Annotated in this window: 15 protein-coding genes; 7 read left to right on the top strand and 8 right to left on the bottom strand. The window is 49.0% G+C overall.

Translation table 11 applies throughout. The annotated features are described in order from the left end of the window. Nucleotide 1 precedes the first annotated feature (1 nt). From B9A32_RS17800 to B9A32_RS17790, 3 genes are read right to left on the bottom strand one after another with little or no spacing between them, the layout of a single operon-like run. Nucleotides 2-1,279, bottom strand: a complete 1,278-nt coding sequence (locus B9A32_RS17800) for a double-cubane-cluster-containing anaerobic reductase (protein ID WP_084071316.1) — start codon at nucleotides 1,277-1,279, stop codon at nucleotides 2-4. A 24-nt stretch (nucleotides 1,280-1,303) separates the two neighbouring features. Further along, nucleotides 1,304-1,813: a hypothetical protein gene (locus B9A32_RS17795; protein ID WP_139795881.1), complete on the bottom strand. Its 510-nt coding sequence runs from the start codon at nucleotides 1,811-1,813 to the stop codon at nucleotides 1,304-1,306. Nucleotides 1,814-1,846: 33 nt separating this feature from the next. After that, entirely contained in the window at nucleotides 1,847-3,133 is a 1,287-nt protein-coding gene (locus B9A32_RS17790) for a (Fe-S)-binding protein (protein ID WP_084071314.1), read from the bottom strand. 639 nt (nucleotides 3,134-3,772) lie between these two features. Between B9A32_RS17790 and B9A32_RS21935 the strand changes: the two genes are divergently transcribed. Next, entirely contained in the window at nucleotides 3,773-3,988 is a 216-nt protein-coding gene (locus B9A32_RS21935) for a hypothetical protein (RefSeq protein ID WP_212637999.1), read from the top strand. A gap of 393 nt (nucleotides 3,989-4,381) precedes the next feature. Here B9A32_RS21935 and B9A32_RS17780 read toward each other — a convergent pair whose 3' ends face one another. Then, nucleotides 4,382-5,716: a serine/threonine protein kinase gene (locus tag B9A32_RS17780; RefSeq protein WP_084071312.1), complete on the bottom strand. Its 1,335-nt coding sequence runs from the start codon at nucleotides 5,714-5,716 to the stop codon at nucleotides 4,382-4,384. A gap of 27 nt (nucleotides 5,717-5,743) precedes the next feature. Then, nucleotides 5,744-7,126: a sigma-54 interaction domain-containing protein gene (locus B9A32_RS17775; RefSeq protein ID WP_084071311.1), complete on the bottom strand. Its 1,383-nt coding sequence runs from the start codon at nucleotides 7,124-7,126 to the stop codon at nucleotides 5,744-5,746. A 547-nt stretch (nucleotides 7,127-7,673) separates the two neighbouring features. Here B9A32_RS17775 and B9A32_RS17770 point away from each other — a divergent pair. After that, on the top strand, nucleotides 7,674-8,993 hold the full coding sequence (locus B9A32_RS17770) for a (Fe-S)-binding protein (protein WP_084071310.1): 1,320 nt from the start codon (nucleotides 7,674-7,676) through the stop codon (nucleotides 8,991-8,993). Nucleotides 8,994-9,494: 501 nt separating this feature from the next. Beyond that, nucleotides 9,495-11,408 carry a biosynthetic arginine decarboxylase gene (gene speA, locus B9A32_RS17765; protein ID WP_084071309.1) on the top strand — a complete coding sequence of 638 codons (1,914 nt, stop codon included), beginning with the start codon at nucleotides 9,495-9,497 and terminating at the stop codon, nucleotides 11,406-11,408. Here the strand turns inward: speA and B9A32_RS21425 are convergent. Then, nucleotides 11,393-11,548 (bottom strand): hypothetical protein, encoded by a 156-nt coding sequence (locus B9A32_RS21425; RefSeq protein ID WP_170923892.1) that lies wholly within the window; start codon nucleotides 11,546-11,548, stop codon nucleotides 11,393-11,395. The two genes, speA and B9A32_RS21425, sit on opposite strands and share 16 nt — an antisense overlap. Nucleotides 11,549-11,894: 346 nt before the next feature. Here B9A32_RS21425 and B9A32_RS17760 point away from each other — a divergent pair, with 346 nt between their 5' ends. Further along, nucleotides 11,895-13,085 (top strand): saccharopine dehydrogenase family protein, encoded by a 1,191-nt coding sequence (locus B9A32_RS17760; protein ID WP_084071308.1) that lies wholly within the window; start codon nucleotides 11,895-11,897, stop codon nucleotides 13,083-13,085. Beyond that, nucleotides 13,085-14,254, top strand: a complete 1,170-nt coding sequence (gene nspC / locus B9A32_RS17755) for a carboxynorspermidine decarboxylase (protein WP_084071307.1) — start codon at nucleotides 13,085-13,087, stop codon at nucleotides 14,252-14,254. Before B9A32_RS17760 ends, nspC begins: the two co-directional genes overlap by 1 nt. Nucleotides 14,255-14,289: 35 nt before the next feature. On the opposite strand, the gene B9A32_RS21930 is transcribed toward nspC, so the two are convergent. After that, nucleotides 14,290-14,451, bottom strand: a complete 162-nt coding sequence (locus B9A32_RS21930) for a hypothetical protein (RefSeq protein ID WP_212637998.1) — start codon at nucleotides 14,449-14,451, stop codon at nucleotides 14,290-14,292. 375 nt (nucleotides 14,452-14,826) lie between these two features. Here B9A32_RS21930 and speB point away from each other — a divergent pair, with 375 nt between their 5' ends. Together speB and B9A32_RS17745 are read left to right on the top strand one after the other, a co-directional pair. Beyond that, the gene (gene speB / locus B9A32_RS17750) at nucleotides 14,827-15,696 is read left to right on the top strand and encodes an agmatinase (protein ID WP_084071306.1); all 870 of its coding nucleotides are present in this window, start codon (nucleotides 14,827-14,829) and stop codon (nucleotides 15,694-15,696) included. A 58-nt stretch (nucleotides 15,697-15,754) separates the two neighbouring features. Beyond that, nucleotides 15,755-17,665 (top strand): metallophosphoesterase family protein, encoded by a 1,911-nt coding sequence (locus B9A32_RS17745; protein WP_139795880.1) that lies wholly within the window; start codon nucleotides 15,755-15,757, stop codon nucleotides 17,663-17,665. Between the two features lie 10 nt (nucleotides 17,666-17,675). Here B9A32_RS17745 and B9A32_RS17740 read toward each other — a convergent pair whose 3' ends face one another. Beyond that, on the bottom strand, nucleotides 17,676-18,062 hold the full coding sequence (locus tag B9A32_RS17740) for a YccF domain-containing protein (RefSeq protein ID WP_084071304.1): 387 nt from the start codon (nucleotides 18,060-18,062) through the stop codon (nucleotides 17,676-17,678). Nucleotides 18,063-18,071 lie beyond the last annotated feature (9 nt).

The following is an 18,071-nucleotide window of genomic DNA, read 5'->3' as shown; positions in this document are numbered from 1 at the left end:
CCTATCCCAATTGCTCCACAAAGGCTTCCACCCGGGTTTTAAGCTGCCCCATATCTTCCATGCCGTAGTCGGTTTCAATGCGCAAACAGGGGATTCCTTTTTCCTCCAGCGCCTTTTCCACGGGAATGGATTCCATGAGATAGGGCTGGCAGAACTGTAAGCCGTAATGAATCACTCCGTCGGCTTTATAAGCTGCTGCCATCTCCCGGATATGCAAAAGACGCTGCTCATTGGGGGTAAAAATGGCACAGTCCACCTGGAAATAGCGATCCACCAGGGCATCCATCATCTCATCCAGAGTGCTGCCTGTGTCATCGGTGAGGTGACGGGTACCCCGTTCACCCACGCAGGATTCCTCCCCCACAATGACGGCCCCCGATGTTTCCACAATCATGGGCAATTTCCAGTTGGGCACGGCCTGGGGACATCCAGCCACCAGAATACGCGGGGTTTTTTCCGGAAAGGCCCCTTTTCTATCCTGGATGCGGGCTTCCAGTTCATCACATATTTTATGAACCGATGCCGTAAACCGGGCCGGATTATCATAAAAAAACACCTGATTGGCCAAAAGGCCGTCCAGACCCGAAATAGGAGCAGGATCTGCCTTGCGCAATGAGGAAAGACGATGAATGGCAGCCCGTTTTGCATTGACCACGCCAATGGCGGACTTAAGGGATTCTTTGGTAATGCTGACACCTGTAAGGGCTTCAACTGCCTCCTTGAATCGCAGATACTCTTTTTTAAGAAGGGCTTTTCCATTATCGGTTTTCATCTGGGGCAAATCCATGACATAAAGATTGTTAACCAGATGTCCCAGGGATTCATAGGCTTTTTTCTTACCGTCACAGGTGTTTTCTCCCACAATCATATCTGCACTTTCAAGGTAAGGGCACACCTTGCCAAGCTTGAACCCAAAAGCGGACTTAATCAGGGCGCAGGTGTTTCTGGGCAATAGTTGCTCCACCTCTTCCATGGCAAAATCCGCTCCGGAGCACAGCCCCACCAGGGTGGCATTGGCAGCAAGAGCGATCTCCTCGGGGACAAACACACAATAGGAACCTATGATTTTTCCACCGGCGGCCTTTTCATCCATGAGTTCCTTGATCCGCAAGCCATGGACCTCACTCATCACAAAATCAAAATAACCCATTCCTTCCGGGCGGTTTTTCTGGGCCAGGTAGATATCTTTGTAAGCACTTCCCAGTACGCCCAGCAACGCGTCATGGGCATCAAGATCCAATCCGAGATCCGTCCACATGGATCTATAATCTTCAGTCATTTAAACTCCTTTTAATTGCTTTGATCATGACAATGCATTGACAATTCCCCGGAAAACGATTCTAAGATCCTTTTGTGAAATTGTCGGCAGAGCATCGGCTTCTGTTTCCGCCCATAAATCATCCATCCCTCCGGTTTCAGATATCCTGCGGGGGGAACTGACGGTACGGGCTGGAAAGGAATTCCCTCCAAAAGGGATCATTTGTTCCATAATGCTTTCAATATTGAGACTCCGATGCTTATCCAGCCAGGTATGACAATTGTCGTGATTACCGCTGAACAACACATAAATATCATTTTTATTTATTACACAGACCAGTCGATATCCTTTGCCAAGATTATATTTCAGGCAGTTCCGAATGCGGGCTTCTCCCTTTCTGGAAAGTCTTCCCGCATTGACCGGAGTGTCTCCCCCGGCAAGGGAACAAATAATCTGCCAGGCTTTTTCCGCAGCAAACCCCGGTGTATTTTCCCGGCCTTTCAAACGTTTCAACTCCTTATCAACCCGGGGGTGTATATATATATTGCGTTTCATTATATTTACATTCCCAATATCCGCCCGTGATCGTTATTCCAATCCGTATTCAGCCAGATCCGGCCCGAGATAAACTCTTTCATTTTCACCCAATATTCCAAGAGATAAACAGATTAACGTCCATAGGTGAACGGTCTGATATCCGCCGTTGAAATGGTGGGAGAGATCTTCAATCTGAGCGTGGCAATTATGGCAGGGGGTCACAACATAACCGGCACCGGTGGCCATTATTTGATCAAATTTGACCTTTCCGTAAATATGACGCTCGTCATTGAGCCCGGATTGGAGAGATCCGCCGCCTCCCCCGCAGCAAAAGTTGTTGGATAAATTGGGGGTCATGTCCACAAAGTTGTCTTCTCCTACAACCTGCTTCACCACAAATCTTAAGTCCCGGGCCATGTCATCTCCCCGGGATTTTCGAATAAGATTACATGGATCCTGAACAGTGAACTTAATGTTGGTTTTGTTCCAGTCGGAATTAACTTTAAGTTTTCCTTCCCTGATCCACTGGGCATAAAGTTCCACAATACTTTTCAACTCAAAATTGTGGGGAATGTTGAAGCGCTGCAAACCTTCCCACAGGGCAAAAAAGGAGTGACCGCACTCGGTGTTGATAAGCACTTTGCATCCCAGTCGATCAATGTGTTCTGCCTGTTCACGAATGATTTTTTCCCAGGCAGGATCATCGGCCAGAAACATGCAGTAATTTTCTCCGGCCCACATGGTGGAATAGTAAGTCCAGTCAGCTCCCACAGTGTGGAGAATTTTCCAAAGGGGCAGAAGTTCATCTGGCTCCGTCACCGGTTCTCTGGAGTTCTGGTTCAAGGCAAAAAAAGCCCCCTGGCGATCAATATCGGCTTTAAGGGTTTCAAAACCGGCTTGTTCTTCTCTACACTCCTGGGCCAGGTCCTCCACGGTGAAGGTAAAGTCATCCAGGGGAACTCCCATGGCACCGCCCCGGGATTTCAAATGGTGGTCACAGGAGCCGAGAATCCCCTTGGGCCGCTCTTCTCTGGGCCATTGAGAACGAAGGTAATAAACGAGCTGGGGGATGTTAAGATGCATGGGGCACAGATCATAACATCGTTTACACATGGTGCAGGCCCAGATCCAGGGATTTCTTTCCAACTCCGCATCCATACCCAATGTGGCCATACGCACAAATTTGCGAGGATCCATGTCCAGGATACCCGTGGCAGGGCAGGCGCTGGCGCAGGCACCGCAGGTCAGGCAAGTGTTAAAATTTCCATCGGGCAGCAGTTCCCGGACTTTGTCCTTGATCTCTGTTTTCTGGTGGGTGATATTCAACCGATCCAGCATAGTTAAGTTTCCTTTTGCAAAAACTGGGGATATGTTTTTCCCAGATAAATTAATGACGGTATGGCAGACACATCTGCCAACAAATTTGGAATCCCTGTGGTACTTTCTGTAAAAGGGATATTAATGACTCAACTTTTGGTGTTCGCATTTCGTGGTGGGGTCAGGCTTTCGTTATTGACATTATCAAGGCTTTTTTCGTTGGCAAAGGCCTTGGTCGATAACATCAATAACAAAAGCCTGACCCCGTCGGCACACTGACCCCATCGGTACATTTAAAAATGCCGGCTTTGAAATGAAGCCCGAAAGTTGAGTTAATGAATTATAAACTGCAAAAGGAATGAAAGGATGAAGAGTACTCAGTGTGGAGGATGGTTAAAGGAGACCCCTGCCTGCATTCCCCATGCAGCTGTGCAGCAGCCACCGGCACGGGCAGCAAAGCAGCACCTACGTCAACGGGTTATGGGGAAAATGTTCATGAGTGATCCTTGTAATTCGCTGATATGCTTTGGGTTAATGCACAATCAAACGGATATTTTTTTTATATGAAAAAGCAGGTGCTGGGTATTAGGTGCTGGGTGCTCACAGCAACTACTTTTTCATTGTTCGTTGTGGCTGGTGGTTACAGCCATGTGGGTTTATATGAAATACTTCGCAAATCAGGGGCGTATTTCAAGCTTTGTTGTGGGCAGAGCCGGATCAGAATACGGTCCGCCCGTGGCGGTTTATATACAATGCAGCCTCCAAGGCAAGCTAAGGCAGAGCCGCCCCCCCCGATGGGCAATAGGAACCGGACAATTGAGCTGCCTACAGTTCCGCTCCGGGACCATTGCCCATCAGGGGGGGGCGGCGGTATAATACCATTTGGCTCCGCGTCTACGACCCTATATTCGTTATGTCCGTCAAGCCATGCCCGTTTACAAAAAAATCCAGGTAAACCGGATAGATTCTCATAGTTTGTTATGGCAGACTGACTTAAAAACAAGGTCGGCCCGTGACAATCATATGAAGAATGCCAAAATAAAATACATTGGAAAATTCATTATTACAAATCGATATTTTAGATAATGCCGGGCAAGGATATTGAATGGGGCGATATTCATGGACCTGCGGCATTATCACCCCGGGAGCCGCTCACCGGCAACAATTTACCGTTTAGCCGGGATCTAATCCATAAAATACAATAATCTGGATTTAATAAATGGAAAATCAAAAAAATTATGACGTCCTTAATTATTCACTGGAAAAAAATCATTCAGAAAAAACACCTTCCCGGCCAAAACGGGGAAAGGTGCGGGAAAGATCCTCAAGCAGTGCCAGGGCACTGGCATACCGTTTTTCCAGAGAAACCTCAAGACAAGTCATAATGATGCGATTTAAATCAGGAGAGAGAGCTGGATTAATGTCCAGCGGTGGGGTGACATTCATCTCCATGGAGATATCCATGGGAAAATAACGGTTATCGTGGCAAAAAGGCAGGCGGTTGACAGACAGAAGATAAAGAATAATACCCAGCGCCCACACATCTGTTGCCAGGCTGCTTTTGCCCGCAAACTGTTCCGGGGGCATAAAATCAAGGGTTCCCTCGGTGGTACTTATTCCATCCTGCCACACCAGATCCTCGGCAATACCGAAATCAAGCAGTTTCAGGTTGCCTGTGGGGGTGATAATAATATTATCCGGCTTGATATCCCGATGCATCACACTGTGGTGGTGGGCATAGGCAGTGACAGAGAGCAGTTGAAGAAATATATCCTCTTTTTGAAGGGCATCCACACCTGCTCCAAGGAGGTGACTCAATGTCTCACCGGCCACATATTCCTGGATCAAAACAAATCGATCTTCATCTTTGACCACCTCAATGAGATGCACCACATTGGGATGGTGTATCAACCGTTTTAAAATGGCAGCAGCCCTTAAAGAGCTGATATTCATTTCCCGGTTGTGGGGAATTTTGGCCACAGCCACATTACCGGTTTCAATTTCACGCACCTTCCACACCACGCCATCCCCGCCGACACCCAGATTTTCCACCCGCTCCCATCGATTAAATATGGGCTGGGTATTTTTCCCGGACACCTGATACCCCGGAGTAAAAAAGGAAAGCCCTTCCCGGAGAAATCCCACAACACGATGCCACACCTCAGCATCCCCCGGGGGGCCAGAATCAATGTCTCCGTGCCCGGGAACAGCGGCATGCACCATGGCCTGGCCACACTCCAGAAGCACAAGAAATCGAACGGCAAATCGTCCTTGGTGGAGGGGCAGCAGACAATAATCATCTGCACCGGCCTTGACATAGGATGCGGTGTGCATGGATGCCTCTCCAGGCAACATCACCAGCACCGGTACCGGTTTTAATAAATGTCGTCGTATCCAGCGCAATTTTCGAAATTGCCGTCCATGGCTGTGGTCCACCTGAAGTATCACCAGACAGACAGGTTTATCCCGGAAAATATCACCACATTCCAAAATACGTTCCCATTCAAGGGAACGCACCTTTATTTCAAAGGAAGAGATCAAGCCTTTTATCAAACCGGCCTCCTCTTTTTTCACGTCAATGAGTAAAATGATTTCAGATGCCATGCGTCACCCCTGTCCGGGACATGAGAGTTATGGCCGGTGTCTGGATCGTCCATCCACATTGGGCAGGGTGATCCCCAGCCGGTTTATTTTTCTGAAAAGAGTACTCTTGTGCATTCCCAAGGATTGGGCTGCCGCTTTACGATTGTAATTGTTTTGCTCCAACGCTGTCATGATCACACTGAATTCAGCGGATTTTACAGGATCCCAGGAATGGTTCTGACCCTTCTGTCCAAGAGCGGGGAAAGCCAGATTTCCAGGAAGGTGTTCCACCTGTATGTCCCCGTCACTGCAAAGAACAAAAGCGTGTTCAATGATATTTTCAAGTTCCCTGACATTGCCGGGGAATGTGTGTGCCATGAGAAGGGCAAGGGCCTTTTGATCCACCCCCCGCACGGATTTTCCCCGCAGGGCGTTGAGGCGGAAAATAAAATGGTCCACCAGCAGCGGGATATCTTCCATGCGCTCCCGTAAAGGAGGAAGGTTCAGCTGCACCACATTAAGGCGATAGTAAAGGTCCTGGCGAAAGCGATTATCTGCCACCATCTCTTCCAGATTTTTGTTGGATGCCGAAATGATGCGGACATCAGCCGTTTCTTTTTTAATCCCCCCCAGCGGCTGGAACTCCCGGGCCTCCAGCACCCGGAGCAACCTCACCTGGAAAGCCGGACTGGTATCCCCTATTTCATCCAGAAAAACAGTGCCCCCCCGGGCCTGGGAAAATAGTCCCGGTTTATCTTTTATGGCATGGGTAAAGGCCCCGGCCTTATATCCAAAGAGTTCCGATTCCAGCAGAGAGTCGGGCAATGCACCGCAGTTAATGGCCACAAAGGGCTCATCCTTTCGATGGCTCAGGGCGTGGATGGCCTTTGCCATGAGTTCTTTCCCTGTACCGGTTTCTCCCCCAATCACCACAGTACTGTCACTTTCAGATATCTGGGGAAGGATATTAAAAATTTCCTTTATGGCTGGACACCGACTGATGATATCCCCCACCTGCCAGGAATCAGACAGCTTTTTTCTCAATTCCTCCACATGGGTGTGGTCCCGGAAGGTTTCCACCCCCCCCAGCACCATTCCGTCATGATCCTTTAACAGAGAGGTGGAGACAGTTATGGGAACCTGCCCTCCATCCTTACGGGTAATGTGGGTGGCAGAGCTCACAAAGTCTTTTCCTTCCTTCATTGTTTTTTTCAAGGCGCACTCTCCTTCACACATATTGGAGCGAAACACCTGCCAGCATTTTTTGCCAATGGCTTCCCGGGCGTTCACACCGGTGATCTCCTCTGCGGCCCTGTTAAAGGACATGATCTTCCACTCCTGATCCACGGTGAAAACACCGTCAGAAATACTTTCCAGAATCGTCTCAGTGGTACTCCGATCAAAAAGAGTCTCTGCATACTGCTTTGTCATTATTAACTGTCCATAAAATTTTAAATCAAAATATTAATGTGCCCACCGTCATCCATCTGAAACATTTCAACTCTTGGCCAAGGAGTCCCCTTCTGAATATCTGATTCAGGAAGGGACGTTGACAAGATGATTATCCCTTGTCCGGCAATTCACACCCGTGCCATGCTTTTCTTGCACATGAATGGTTATAAGCGTGATCATCCGGGTCTGTCCTTTTTTTATGGATAATGGATATACGAACCGACCCCGCCATTCAGTGGTAAAGGATTTCATGGAAAATGTCACCTGTTTTTTGCAAAAACAAGTGCATTTGCGAGACGGTATGACACAATGAGTCGCAAAAAAGCAACCTTTTAAAAGATAGCCCTCGTTTCTTATTTTACTTTAACCTCTTGATAAAAAAGTATTATTCAAAAAAGGATTCTCACATCAATCATGGCACATTTTATGCTTTTAGTATTCCGGATATTTAAAGGTACTGGAGATGGATTTTATCTGAGAAGAGATCCTGAGAAGTCTTTTCCATCACAAATCAGGAGGGAAAATATTGAGCGAACCTGCAATTAAATTGAGTAACAAAAAACGCACCACCTTTATGGACAAGGTAAAAGAGATATTGCCCGACGGCGGCAATTTAAATCTGTGCCTCACCTGCGGTGCCTGTTCTTCAGGCTGCCCGGCAACGGGTCTCACCGGCATGGACCCCAGAAAATTCCTGCGCATGGCAGCTTTGGGCATGGATGATGAAATTGCGGCATCAGACTGGCCCTGGATGTGCACCATGTGCATGCGCTGTGTCCATGTCTGTCCCATGGAAATTGATATTCCCCAGCTGGTCTTCAATGCCCGGGCCCTGCGGCCCAGGGAAGAACGCCCCAAAGGAATACTGGGTTCCTGCGACATGGCCCTTAGAAATGCCAGCACCAGCGCCATGGGAACAGCCCCGGATGATTTTGTCTTTGTTGTGGAGGATGTACTGGAGGAGTACCAGGAGGCACAGCCCGAATTTGCCGAAATGCAGGCCCCCATTGACAAAGAAGGCGCAGAATTTTTTCTGAACCAGAACTCCAGAGAACCGGTGACCGAGCCCGATGAGCTGATCCCCCTTTGGAAGATTCTCCACCTGGCAGGCGTTGACTGGACCTACGGCAGCGAAGGATGGGCCGGAGAGAACTACTGTATGTTCCTGGCAGATGATGATGCCTGGAAACACATCACCACAACAACAGCCAATCAGGCCACAAAGCTGGGGTGCAAAACGTTCCTCAACACCGAGTGAGGGCACGTAACATACTCAGTCCGGGCCGGACTGAAAAAATTCGACATCAAACACGACTTTGAAGTAAAAAACATCTATGAATATTATGCAAAATGGATCAGAGAGGGCCGTTTAAAGGTCAACTCAGACTGGAACAAAGACTTGAAAATCAAGTTCACGGTCCAGGATCCCTGCCAGATTGTCCGAAAAAGCTATGGTGATGCCATTGCCGATGATCTGCGTTTTGTGGTTAAATCCGTTGTCGGGGAAGAAAATTTTGTGGACATGACCCCCAACAAATCCAATAACTTCTGCTGCGGCGGCGGTGGCGGTTTTCTCCAGTCAGGATTCAAGGACGAACGTCTGATCTATGGAAAAACCAAAGACGATCAGATCAAGGCCACCGGTGCAGACTATTGCATCGCTGCCTGCCACAACTGCCATGCACAAATCCATGAACTCAGTGAACATTACGGCGGCAACTACCCCGTGGTTCATCTGTGGTCCTTAATTGCCCTTTCTCTCGGGATTTTGGGTCCCAATGAAAGGGAATATCTGGGTGATGATCTCAAAGAGGTCAATGTATTCCACCCGGAAACTGCCATGTAACACTGCTTCACCCATGCAGTAACTGGCGATCGGGAAGCCGTTGGGCGCGGCTTCCCGTTTTCCCTCCCCACAACAATAAGTCGCCGTATGCCCTTTCCCTTCCTTGTTCCAGCAATTCCAATAATATTGCAACGATGAAAATCCATCATATAACTGCCACGGGCAGACCTTATTCTGACCCGCTTCTGCCCACAACAAAACTTGAAATACACCCCCGGTTTGCGGAGTGTTTCAGATAAAAGTGCCACGGGTGGACCTTATTCTGGCTGCCCTGCCCACAACAACGATGCAGGCATGACAGCACACTCCCGCTCAATTGACAAAAAATTCTTTACCTGAAGTGCCCTCCATTGTATATAGCCACTTAATCCAAACAAATGAACCATGTTTTTTTTATATACAAGGCAAGCTAAGGCAGAGCCGCCCCGGAATACACTCTGCCCGTGGCAGTTATAGCAAGATGATGAACGCGCTTTGCCTATTTTTAACGGGAGTTTTTTTGTGAATCATACCCTGGAACGCTGGAATACAACCAAATCCACCGACACTTACGGTGTAGATGAGTGGAGTGGCGGTTATTTCCACATTGCCGACAACGGTGATCTCATGGTCATGCCCGCACCGGGCAAAAAAAAACGGGCCGTGAGCATAAAAGAGATTGTGGAGGGCATCCGGGAGCGCGGCCTGGACATGCCTGTTCTGTTACGCATTGAAAATATTTTGGATTCCCAGATTGCAGCATTGAACAATTGCTTCACCCATGCCATGGAAGTGCTGCACTACCAGGGAAAATTCATGGGAGCCTACCCCATCAAGGTGAACCAGCAGCAGCAGGTCATAGAAGCCATCACCCACTTTGGCTCCCGGTACCACCATGGACTGGAGGCGGGCAGTAAAGCAGAGCTGGTGGCGGCCATGGGCATGCTCACGGATAAAAACGCCCTGTTGATCTGTAACGGATATAAAGATCAGGAGTTCATTGATCTTGGGCTCTATGCCTCCAAAATCGGGTATAAATGTATTCTGGTGGTGGAAATGCCCAGTGAGCTGCCTTTGATCATCCAACGCTCCAGAGCCCTGGGGGCCACCCCCCTTTTGGGTATTCGCATCAAACTTGCGGCCCAGGCCGGGGGACATTGGGGGGAGTCCGGTGGAGAGAGAAGCATTTTTGGCCTTAACACCACCCAGATGATTGAAGCCGTGGATCTGCTTTCCCGGGAGGGCATGCTGGATTGTCTACAGATGGTGCACTACCACCTGGGGTCCCAGATATCCAATATTCGTGAAATCAGAACCGCCGTAAATGAGGCGTGCAGGGTCTATGCCGGTCTTGCCATGGAAGGCGCCAATGTCCAGTACCTGGATCTGGGGGGCGGTCTTGCCGTTGACTATGACGGTTCCCAATCCAATTTTTTAAGCAGCCGCAATTACACCTTGAACGAGTACTGCACAGATATTATTGAAGCGGTGATGACCTCCCTTGACGAGGTGAATATCCCCCATCCCACCATCATAACCGAATCGGGAAGGGCACTTGTGGCCTATTATTCCATGCTGATTTTCAATGTTCTGGACGTCACCCGGTTCCAGCCGGAGCCCCTGCCGGAAATACTGCCGGACACCTGCCCGGCCCAGATCCGGAATATGTATGACTCCCTGCAGGAGTTATCCATCCGCAATATGCAGGAGTGTTTCAATGATATCATCTACTACCGGGACGAAGTTCGCCAAATGTTCAACCACGGTAAAATATCCCTCAGGGAGCGCTCCCTGGCAGAAAAAATCTTCTGGACCACCATCAATGAAGTGGCACGACTGGCCGGGGAATTAAAGCATGTGGCACCGGAAATTGCCGATATTGAAAGGGTGCTGTCAGATATTTACTACTGCAATTTCAGCGTGTTTCAGTCCCTGCCCGATGCCTGGGCCATTGATCAGCTCTTTCCGGTGATGCCCATTCACAGACTCAATGAAAAACCCACCCGCAAGGGAATCATTGCCGACATAACCTGTGACTGCGACGGTAAAATAGACCGCTTCATTGATCGTAAAGAGGTGAAACGCTTCCTGCCCCTGCATGAACTCAAAAACGGCGAAGAGTATTATCTGGGAACCTTTCTGGTGGGGGCCTATCAGGAAACCCTGGGGGATCTTCACAACCTTCTGGGGGACACCAATGTGGTAACGGTAAGGGTCCTTGAAAACGGTGAGTATGAATTTGTGGGAGAGCTGGAGGGAGACAGTGTGGCAGACATTCTCTCCTATGTGGAGTATGACCCTAAGAACCTCATTGTCCGTTTCAGAAAAACCGCAGAAAAGGCCGTGCGAAACGGCAATATAACCCCCCAGGAGCGCCGGGAGATCATGCAGGCCTATGAAATGGGCCTCCGGGGTTACACCTATTTTGAAAGATAAAAAGGAGCAGACTCTGAACCTGTCATCATAATGATCAAACTTTTAAAATTCAGTATAACTGCCATGGGCAGACCGTATTCTGATCTCGTTCCGCCCACAATAAAGCTTGAAATACACCCCTGATTTGCGGAGTATTTCATATAAACAGGCATCTCCTGGCGAACACAACGAATATAGGATCGTAGACGCGGAGCCAAATGGTACTATACCGCCACCCCCCCGATGGGCAATGGTCCCGGACCGGAACTGTAGACAGCTCAATTGTCCGGTTCCTATTGCCCATCGGGGGGGCGGCTCTGCCTTAGCTTGCCTTGGAGGCTGCATTGTATATAACCGCTACGGGCGGACCGTCTTCTGATTCGGTTCCGCCCACAACAAAGTTAGAAATACTCCCCGGTTTGCGGAGTATTTCATATAAAAAAAAACACAAAAAAGGGTGGGGTAATATTTCCGCTTTGGGATCAAAACCACCCTGGGAGAATAAAAATGTCAAAGGTATTAATCATCGGGGCCGGTGGCGTGGGCAGTGTCACCACCCATAAATGCGCCGGGCTATCTGATATATTTACGGATATTGTACTGGCCAGCCGCACCCTGTCCAAATGTGATGCCATTGCCCATGAAGTGCTTAAACGCACTGGAAAAAAAATCACCACCGCCCGTCTGGATGTGGATAATGTACAAGACACCATCGCCTTTATTGAAAAGATGCGACCCGATGTGGTGGTGAATCTGGCCCTGCCCTACCAGGATCTTCCCCTAATGGATGCCTGCCTTGCCACCGGCGTGGACTATCTGGATACGGCCAACTACGAACCCCCCAATGAAGCAAAATTTGAATATAAGTGGCAGTGGGCCTACCGGCAGAAATTTGAAGACAAGGGAATCATGGCCCTGCTGGGTTCGGGATTTGATCCCGGGGTGACCAATGTTTTCTGTGCCTGGGCCCAGAAACACCATTTTGATGAGATTCACACCCTTGATATCATTGACTGCAATGCCGGGGACCACGGCCAGCATTTTGCCACCAACTTCAACCCGGAAATCAATATCCGGGAAATTACCCAGCGGGGCAGATACTGGGAACACGGCGAATGGGTGGAAACCGACCCCCTGGCATGGTCCATGGATTATGAGTTCCCCGAAGGTATTGGGAGTAAAAAGTGTTATCTCATGTACCATGAAGAACTGGAATCCCTGGTGATGCATCTTAAAGGCCTTAAACGGGCCCGGTTCTGGATGACCTTTTCCCAACAGTATTTAACCCACCTCAAGGTTCTTGAAAATGTGGGCATGACCGGCATTGAGCCTGTCAATTACAAGGGGCAAGAAATTGTTCCCCTGCAGTTTTTAAAGGAAGTGCTGCCGGAACCGGCCTCCCTTGGTCCCCTCACCCAGGGCCGTACCTGCATTGGGTGTCTTTTAAAGGGAATCAAAGACGGAAAATCCAAAACCCTGTATGTATACAATATCTGCAGCCATGAAGCAGCCTTTAAAGAAGTGGGCTCCCAGGCCATCTCCTACACCACCGGGGTACCTGCCATGATCGGTGCCATGCTCATGATCCAGAAAAAATGGCACAAAAAAGGGGTGTGGCACATGGAACAATTTGATCCTGATCCCTTTATGGATGCATTGAACATTCATGGACTTCCCTGGAAAGCGGTGGAACTTTAATGACTGAATGTCTCCACACCGGAATGGATGCAACGGCCCTTCCCAGCCCCTGCTTTGTGGTGGATGAATCGGCATTAAAGCACAACCTTGAAATACTGGCATCTGTCAGGGAGCAGAGCGGATGCCGTATTCTCCTGGCCCTTAAATGCTTTGCCATGTTCCGGGTTTTTCCCCTGCTTTCAAAAACCCTGGACGGCATCTGTGCAAGTTCTCCCCACGAGGCAAGGCTTGGAAGGGAAGAGTTCGGCAAAGAGGTGCACACCTTTGCAGCTGCCTATTCACACAATGACATCCAGGAGCTGTGCACCACCACAGATCATCTGGTGTTTAACTCCTTTGCCCAGGTAAATCGTTTCACCCCCCTGGTGGCGGATCTCACCCGTAAAAACGGCCGTTGCATAAAACTTGGCATCCGCATCAACCCGGAGCATTCCGAAGGGGCCGTGCCCATATATGATCCCTGTGCCCCGGGCTCCCGCCTGGGCATCCGTAAGAAGGGGTTTCCACCACACTTTCCCGGAGAGATCACAGGGCTTCACTGGCACAACCTGTGCGAACAGGATGCAGATTGCCTGGAGCGTACCATCAAAGCGGTTGAAGAGGGTTTTTCAGATATTATCCCCAGGGTGAACTACGTTAATTTTGGTGGAGGACACCACATCACCCGACCGGGGTATGACATTGATCTGCTGGTAAAATTAATTCAGGAATTCAAGAAAAAATGGGGCAAGGAGGTGTTGCTTGAGCCTGGAGAAGCCGTTGCGCTGAATGCCGGTTTTCTGGTGGCAACGGTGCTGGACATTGTATCTGCGGACATGGACATTGCCATCATGGATGCATCGGTGCCTGCCCACATGCCCGACGTACTGGAGATGCCATACCGTCCCCACATTGTGGGATCGGCCCCTCCCGGAAAAAAACCTTACACCTGCCGCATCGGAGGTCCTTCCTGTCTGGCCGGAGATGTGGCAGGGGAGTACGCCTTTGATGAGCCGCTTAAGGTGGGGGATAAACTTATTTTCACAGATATGGCCATCTACACCATGGTAAAAACCAACACCTTTAACGGAGTTCAGCTACCGGCCATCGCACTTTTGTCCGAGCATGGGACGTGCCCGGAAATTATAAAACAATTTGGCTATGAAGATTTCAAGTCCCGACTCTCTTGATGGCCGTTTAATAAAACCACAAAGACACTTTGGATTTAAAACACAATTTCAATGACTCTCATGGGCCCGAAATTCTCATTTTTTATATCACATGGAATATTTTCAATTTCAAATAACTGCCGCGGGCAGACCTTATTCTGGCCTCGGCCTGCCCACAACACAACTTGAAATACACCCCGGTGTGCGGAGTATTTCATATAACGGCCATGATGCGCTGCATCACAACAAATAATGAAAGTCTATTATAAAAATATCCGAATGGTTCTACCATTGTGTATATGTCTGAAATTATGATATTTAAAATTATTTTCTTATAAAGGGAGTCAGCAGTTTTTAATCTACCGTTTATTCGGGATCTCATTCACGGAAAATAACAACCATAGATTATTAAATGGTAAATCAATAAGTTCTGAGTCCCTAAAAACACATTATGTGGTGTCAAACCGGAGAACCTATGACTGGTGAAAATTGGTTTATCATGGATTCAACCGGGATGAATCAAAGACGAAACTCACCGTGTTTTTATACAAGCCGTGAAATGCCCCTGTTGTGGTAAAAACAGATGGACAAAAATGAATAATACCCCTGATTTTATTGATTCAGAATTAACCATCCGGGATGAAAAAAGATCCCGGTTCCATGTCATCCCCATACCCATGGAAACGTCTGTTTCCTACGGCGGTGGGACCGCCCGGGGACCCCGGGCCATTCTTGACGCCTCCCAACAGTTGGAAGCATGGGACGGCCGTTCTCTACCCGTTGAATGGGGCATTTACACCACCCCCCCGGTGGTGTGCAAAGGCAGTGTTGAACAGATCCTGGATCGCATAAAACAGTCCGTGACAAGGACCCTGTCCTTTAATGCCCTGCCCGTGATATTGGGCGGAGAACACACCGTGACATTGGGGGCCCTGCAAGCTTTAAAAAAATCCGGTTCCCCCTCCTTTGGCATTGTCCAGATAGATGCCCATGCAGATCTCCGGGAAAGCTATGAGGGAAGCCCTTTAAGCCATGCCTGTGTCATGCGACGGGCCACCCAAGACCTTGGCATTCCCCTGGTACAGATAGGGGTTCGTGCCCTTTGCCGGGAAGAGGAACAATTTCGCCAGGAGCAAAACATCTCCTTTTTTGATGCCCGGGATCTTCATCTTCTGGGCATGCCCGAGCAGTTATTTCCCCCTGATTTTCCAGATCACATTTATATCACCCTGGATGTGGACGGCCTTGACCCTTCGGTGATCCGGGCCACAGGAACTCCGGTACCCGGGGGAATCAGCTGGCATGACACCCTCACTCTGCTGGAAAAAAGCATCTCCGGAAAAAAGGTGCTGGGGTTTGATGTGGTGGAGCTGGCCCCCGTACCCGGGGACCACGCATCGGATTTTGCTGCAGCCCAGCTGGTGTACAGCACCATGGGCATTATTCAACGCAAGGGAATTTAACAATACCTTGGCCAAACTCAGAACCGATTTAAAATTTGGCAATCAGGACGAAACCGTTATGACACCCATAAAAGAACTGCCTCTTTTCATCTGCGGCCCTTTACTGCGAAGAGTGACCCCTGACCGTGTGGTGCTGTGGTGGATCTCTCCACACCCTGTTAAAGCTGAAATAATTTTTTTCCATGCAGGGAAACCCACCCCTTTTTTATCTGTAAAGCTTATTAAAGAGAATTACACATCCTTTCAGTTCGGCTCCCATGCCTGGGTGAATCTGGCAGATATCCATCTTGACACCCCTTTTCCCACGGACTGCAAGATTGAATATGAAATGGTTATCTTTAAAGAAAATAGAAAAGAGCATCTGACATCTCTGGTTTCCCACATCACCTACCCGGGGCAGTCCCGTCCCTCCTTTGTGGTTCGACAGAACATCAGGCAATTTTTCCACGGCTCCTGTCGTAAACCCCACCACGACAGTGACGATGCCTTTGTGGGGTTGGATGGACACATTGAAAAAACCATCGATGATATGGATGAAAGACCGGCGCTGCTGATGCTCACCGGGGATCAGATCTATGCCGATGATGTGGCAGGCCCCATGCTCCGGGCCATTCATCAGGTCATCGCACATCTGGGCATTTATGATGAAATTTTTGACGATGCCGTGGTGGAGGATGGCAAGGCCCTCTATGGCAGTTCCCACTGCTATTATTTAAGAAAAAAAATTTTACCCAGAACAAAGGTGGGAAAGCGCTGGTATCGCCGGGGCGGAGCCAAACATATATTTTCGTCGGGGTTTGCCCACAATCACATGATCACCTTTGGGGAATGGATGGCCATGTATATACTGGTCTGGTCCCCGGCAATGTGGAAATTTATTACGCTTGATTACCCGCAGATCCAGGAAAAATTCAAAGCAATCTACGAAAAAGAGCGCCAATGCATTGCGTCTTTTAAACAATGGCTGCCCCGGGTCCAGCGGCTGCTGGCCCACATTCCCAGCTATATGATATTTGATGATCATGATATCACCGATGACTGGAATCTCACGGCCAGGTGGGAGGCCCGGGCCTATGGCAACCCTTTTACCAAACGAATCATCGGCAATGGGCTCATGGGTTACTTTTTGTGCCAGGGCTGGGGAAACGCCCCGGACAGCTTCCCCCGGAAATTCATGGACACGGCGGCCCGATACTTCACACAGCCGGATAAAACAAGTCATGATCAATTCATAGAGACCCTTTTACAATTCAAACACTGGCACTATGAAGTACCTTTGTTTCCCCACCTGGTAGTGATGGACAGCCGCACCCGGCGATGGAAAAGGGATAGAAGCCCTTCCAGTCCTTCGGGGCTTCTGGACTGGGAAGCCCTGATGAAGCTCCAGCATAAGCTCATGAAAGAAAATGCCGTAATGCTGGTGGCACCGGGTCCCATATTCGGGGTGAAACTCATTGAACTGATCCAGAGGCTATTTACCACATTTGGCTACTCCCTCACCGTGGACGCCGAGAACTGGATGTCCCACAGAAAATCTGCCTACACCCTTCTGGAAATATTTAAAAATGCCAAAACAGCATCATACAATGTTATCATTTCAGGGGATGTCCACTACTCCTTTGCATACGATGTTGAGCTTCGGTATACAAAAAATTGCCCCGGCATATGGCAGATAACCTCCAGCGGCATTAAAAATCAATTCCCCGAATTTCTGCTGAAATGGCTGGATCGCATTAATCAGGTGATGTATTCTCCAAATTCCCTCCTGAACCGGTTCACCAAAAGAAGGGACATGGTCATCCATGAACGCATTCCCAGGGGGAAAGAAAAACGAAGACTCATCAGTGCCTGCGGCGTCGGACGGGTGACCTTGGATGAAAAAGGGGCACCCATTGAAATCGCAGAACTGTATGCCAATGGCACGTTACTGTTTTTTGATCCCCATGGATCCTCCAGGGAATCAAAATAAGGTCTGCTGGCTATATCTCCACCGGTTTTTTCCCAAGTGGGGCAAAACACACCGCCGCCAGTCTGAAATGGGCAAATCCAAAGGGAATACCGATGATGGTCAAGCAAAGACTTGCCCCCGCAACAATATGTGAAATGGCAAGCCAGATACCGGCAAAAATGATCCATAAAAAATTGGCAAGTCCGGTGCCCGCAATTCTTTCATCCCCCAGTTCCCTGGCGTCCACAAGCTCTTTTCCAAAGGGAAAGGCGGCAAAACCTGCGATTCTGAACGCAGCATAAGCAAAGGGAATGCCCACAATGGTGATAAACAGCAGGCAGCCTAATAATACCCATAAAAACCAGGAAATCACGCCGCCACCAAAAACAAACCAGAGAATGTTTAATAATAATCTCATTGCTGCTCC

Source organism: Desulfocicer vacuolatum DSM 3385 (genome assembly GCF_900176365.1).
GTDB lineage: Bacteria > Desulfobacterota > Desulfobacteria > Desulfobacterales > Desulfobacteraceae > Desulfocicer > Desulfocicer vacuolatum.
This window is presented reverse-complemented; position numbering and strand designations above follow the sequence as displayed.

What these genes read in the sequence shown, in the direction of transcription:
- B9A32_RS17800 (WP_084071316.1), bottom strand. Translation starts at nt 1,279, where the DNA reads ATGACTGAAGATTATAGATCCATGTGGACGGATCTCGGATTGGATCTT.
- B9A32_RS21935 (WP_212637999.1), top strand. Translation starts at nt 3,773, where the DNA reads ATGAAATACTTCGCAAATCAGGGGCGTATTTCAAGCTTTGTTGTGGGC.
- B9A32_RS17790 (WP_084071314.1), bottom strand. Translation starts at nt 3,133, where the DNA reads ATGCTGGATCGGTTGAATATCACCCACCAGAAAACAGAGATCAAGGAC.
- nspC (WP_084071307.1), top strand. Translation starts at nt 13,085, where the DNA reads ATGACTGAATGTCTCCACACCGGAATGGATGCAACGGCCCTTCCCAGC.
- B9A32_RS21930 (WP_212637998.1), bottom strand. Translation starts at nt 14,451, where the DNA reads ATGAAATACTCCGCACACCGGGGTGTATTTCAAGTTGTGTTGTGGGCA.
- B9A32_RS17775 (WP_084071311.1), bottom strand. Translation starts at nt 7,126, where the DNA reads ATGACAAAGCAGTATGCAGAGACTCTTTTTGATCGGAGTACCACTGAG.
- B9A32_RS17760 (WP_084071308.1), top strand. Translation starts at nt 11,895, where the DNA reads ATGTCAAAGGTATTAATCATCGGGGCCGGTGGCGTGGGCAGTGTCACC.
- B9A32_RS21425 (WP_170923892.1), bottom strand. Translation starts at nt 11,548, where the DNA reads ATGAAATACTCCGCAAATCAGGGGTGTATTTCAAGCTTTATTGTGGGC.
- B9A32_RS17780 (WP_084071312.1), bottom strand. Translation starts at nt 5,716, where the DNA reads ATGGCATCTGAAATCATTTTACTCATTGACGTGAAAAAAGAGGAGGCC.
- B9A32_RS17740 (WP_084071304.1), bottom strand. Translation starts at nt 18,062, where the DNA reads ATGAGATTATTATTAAACATTCTCTGGTTTGTTTTTGGTGGCGGCGTG.
- B9A32_RS17745 (WP_139795880.1), top strand. Translation starts at nt 15,755, where the DNA reads ATGACACCCATAAAAGAACTGCCTCTTTTCATCTGCGGCCCTTTACTG.
- B9A32_RS17795 (WP_139795881.1), bottom strand. Translation starts at nt 1,813, where the DNA reads ATGAAACGCAATATATATATACACCCCCGGGTTGATAAGGAGTTGAAA.
- speB (WP_084071306.1), top strand. Translation starts at nt 14,827, where the DNA reads ATGAATAATACCCCTGATTTTATTGATTCAGAATTAACCATCCGGGAT.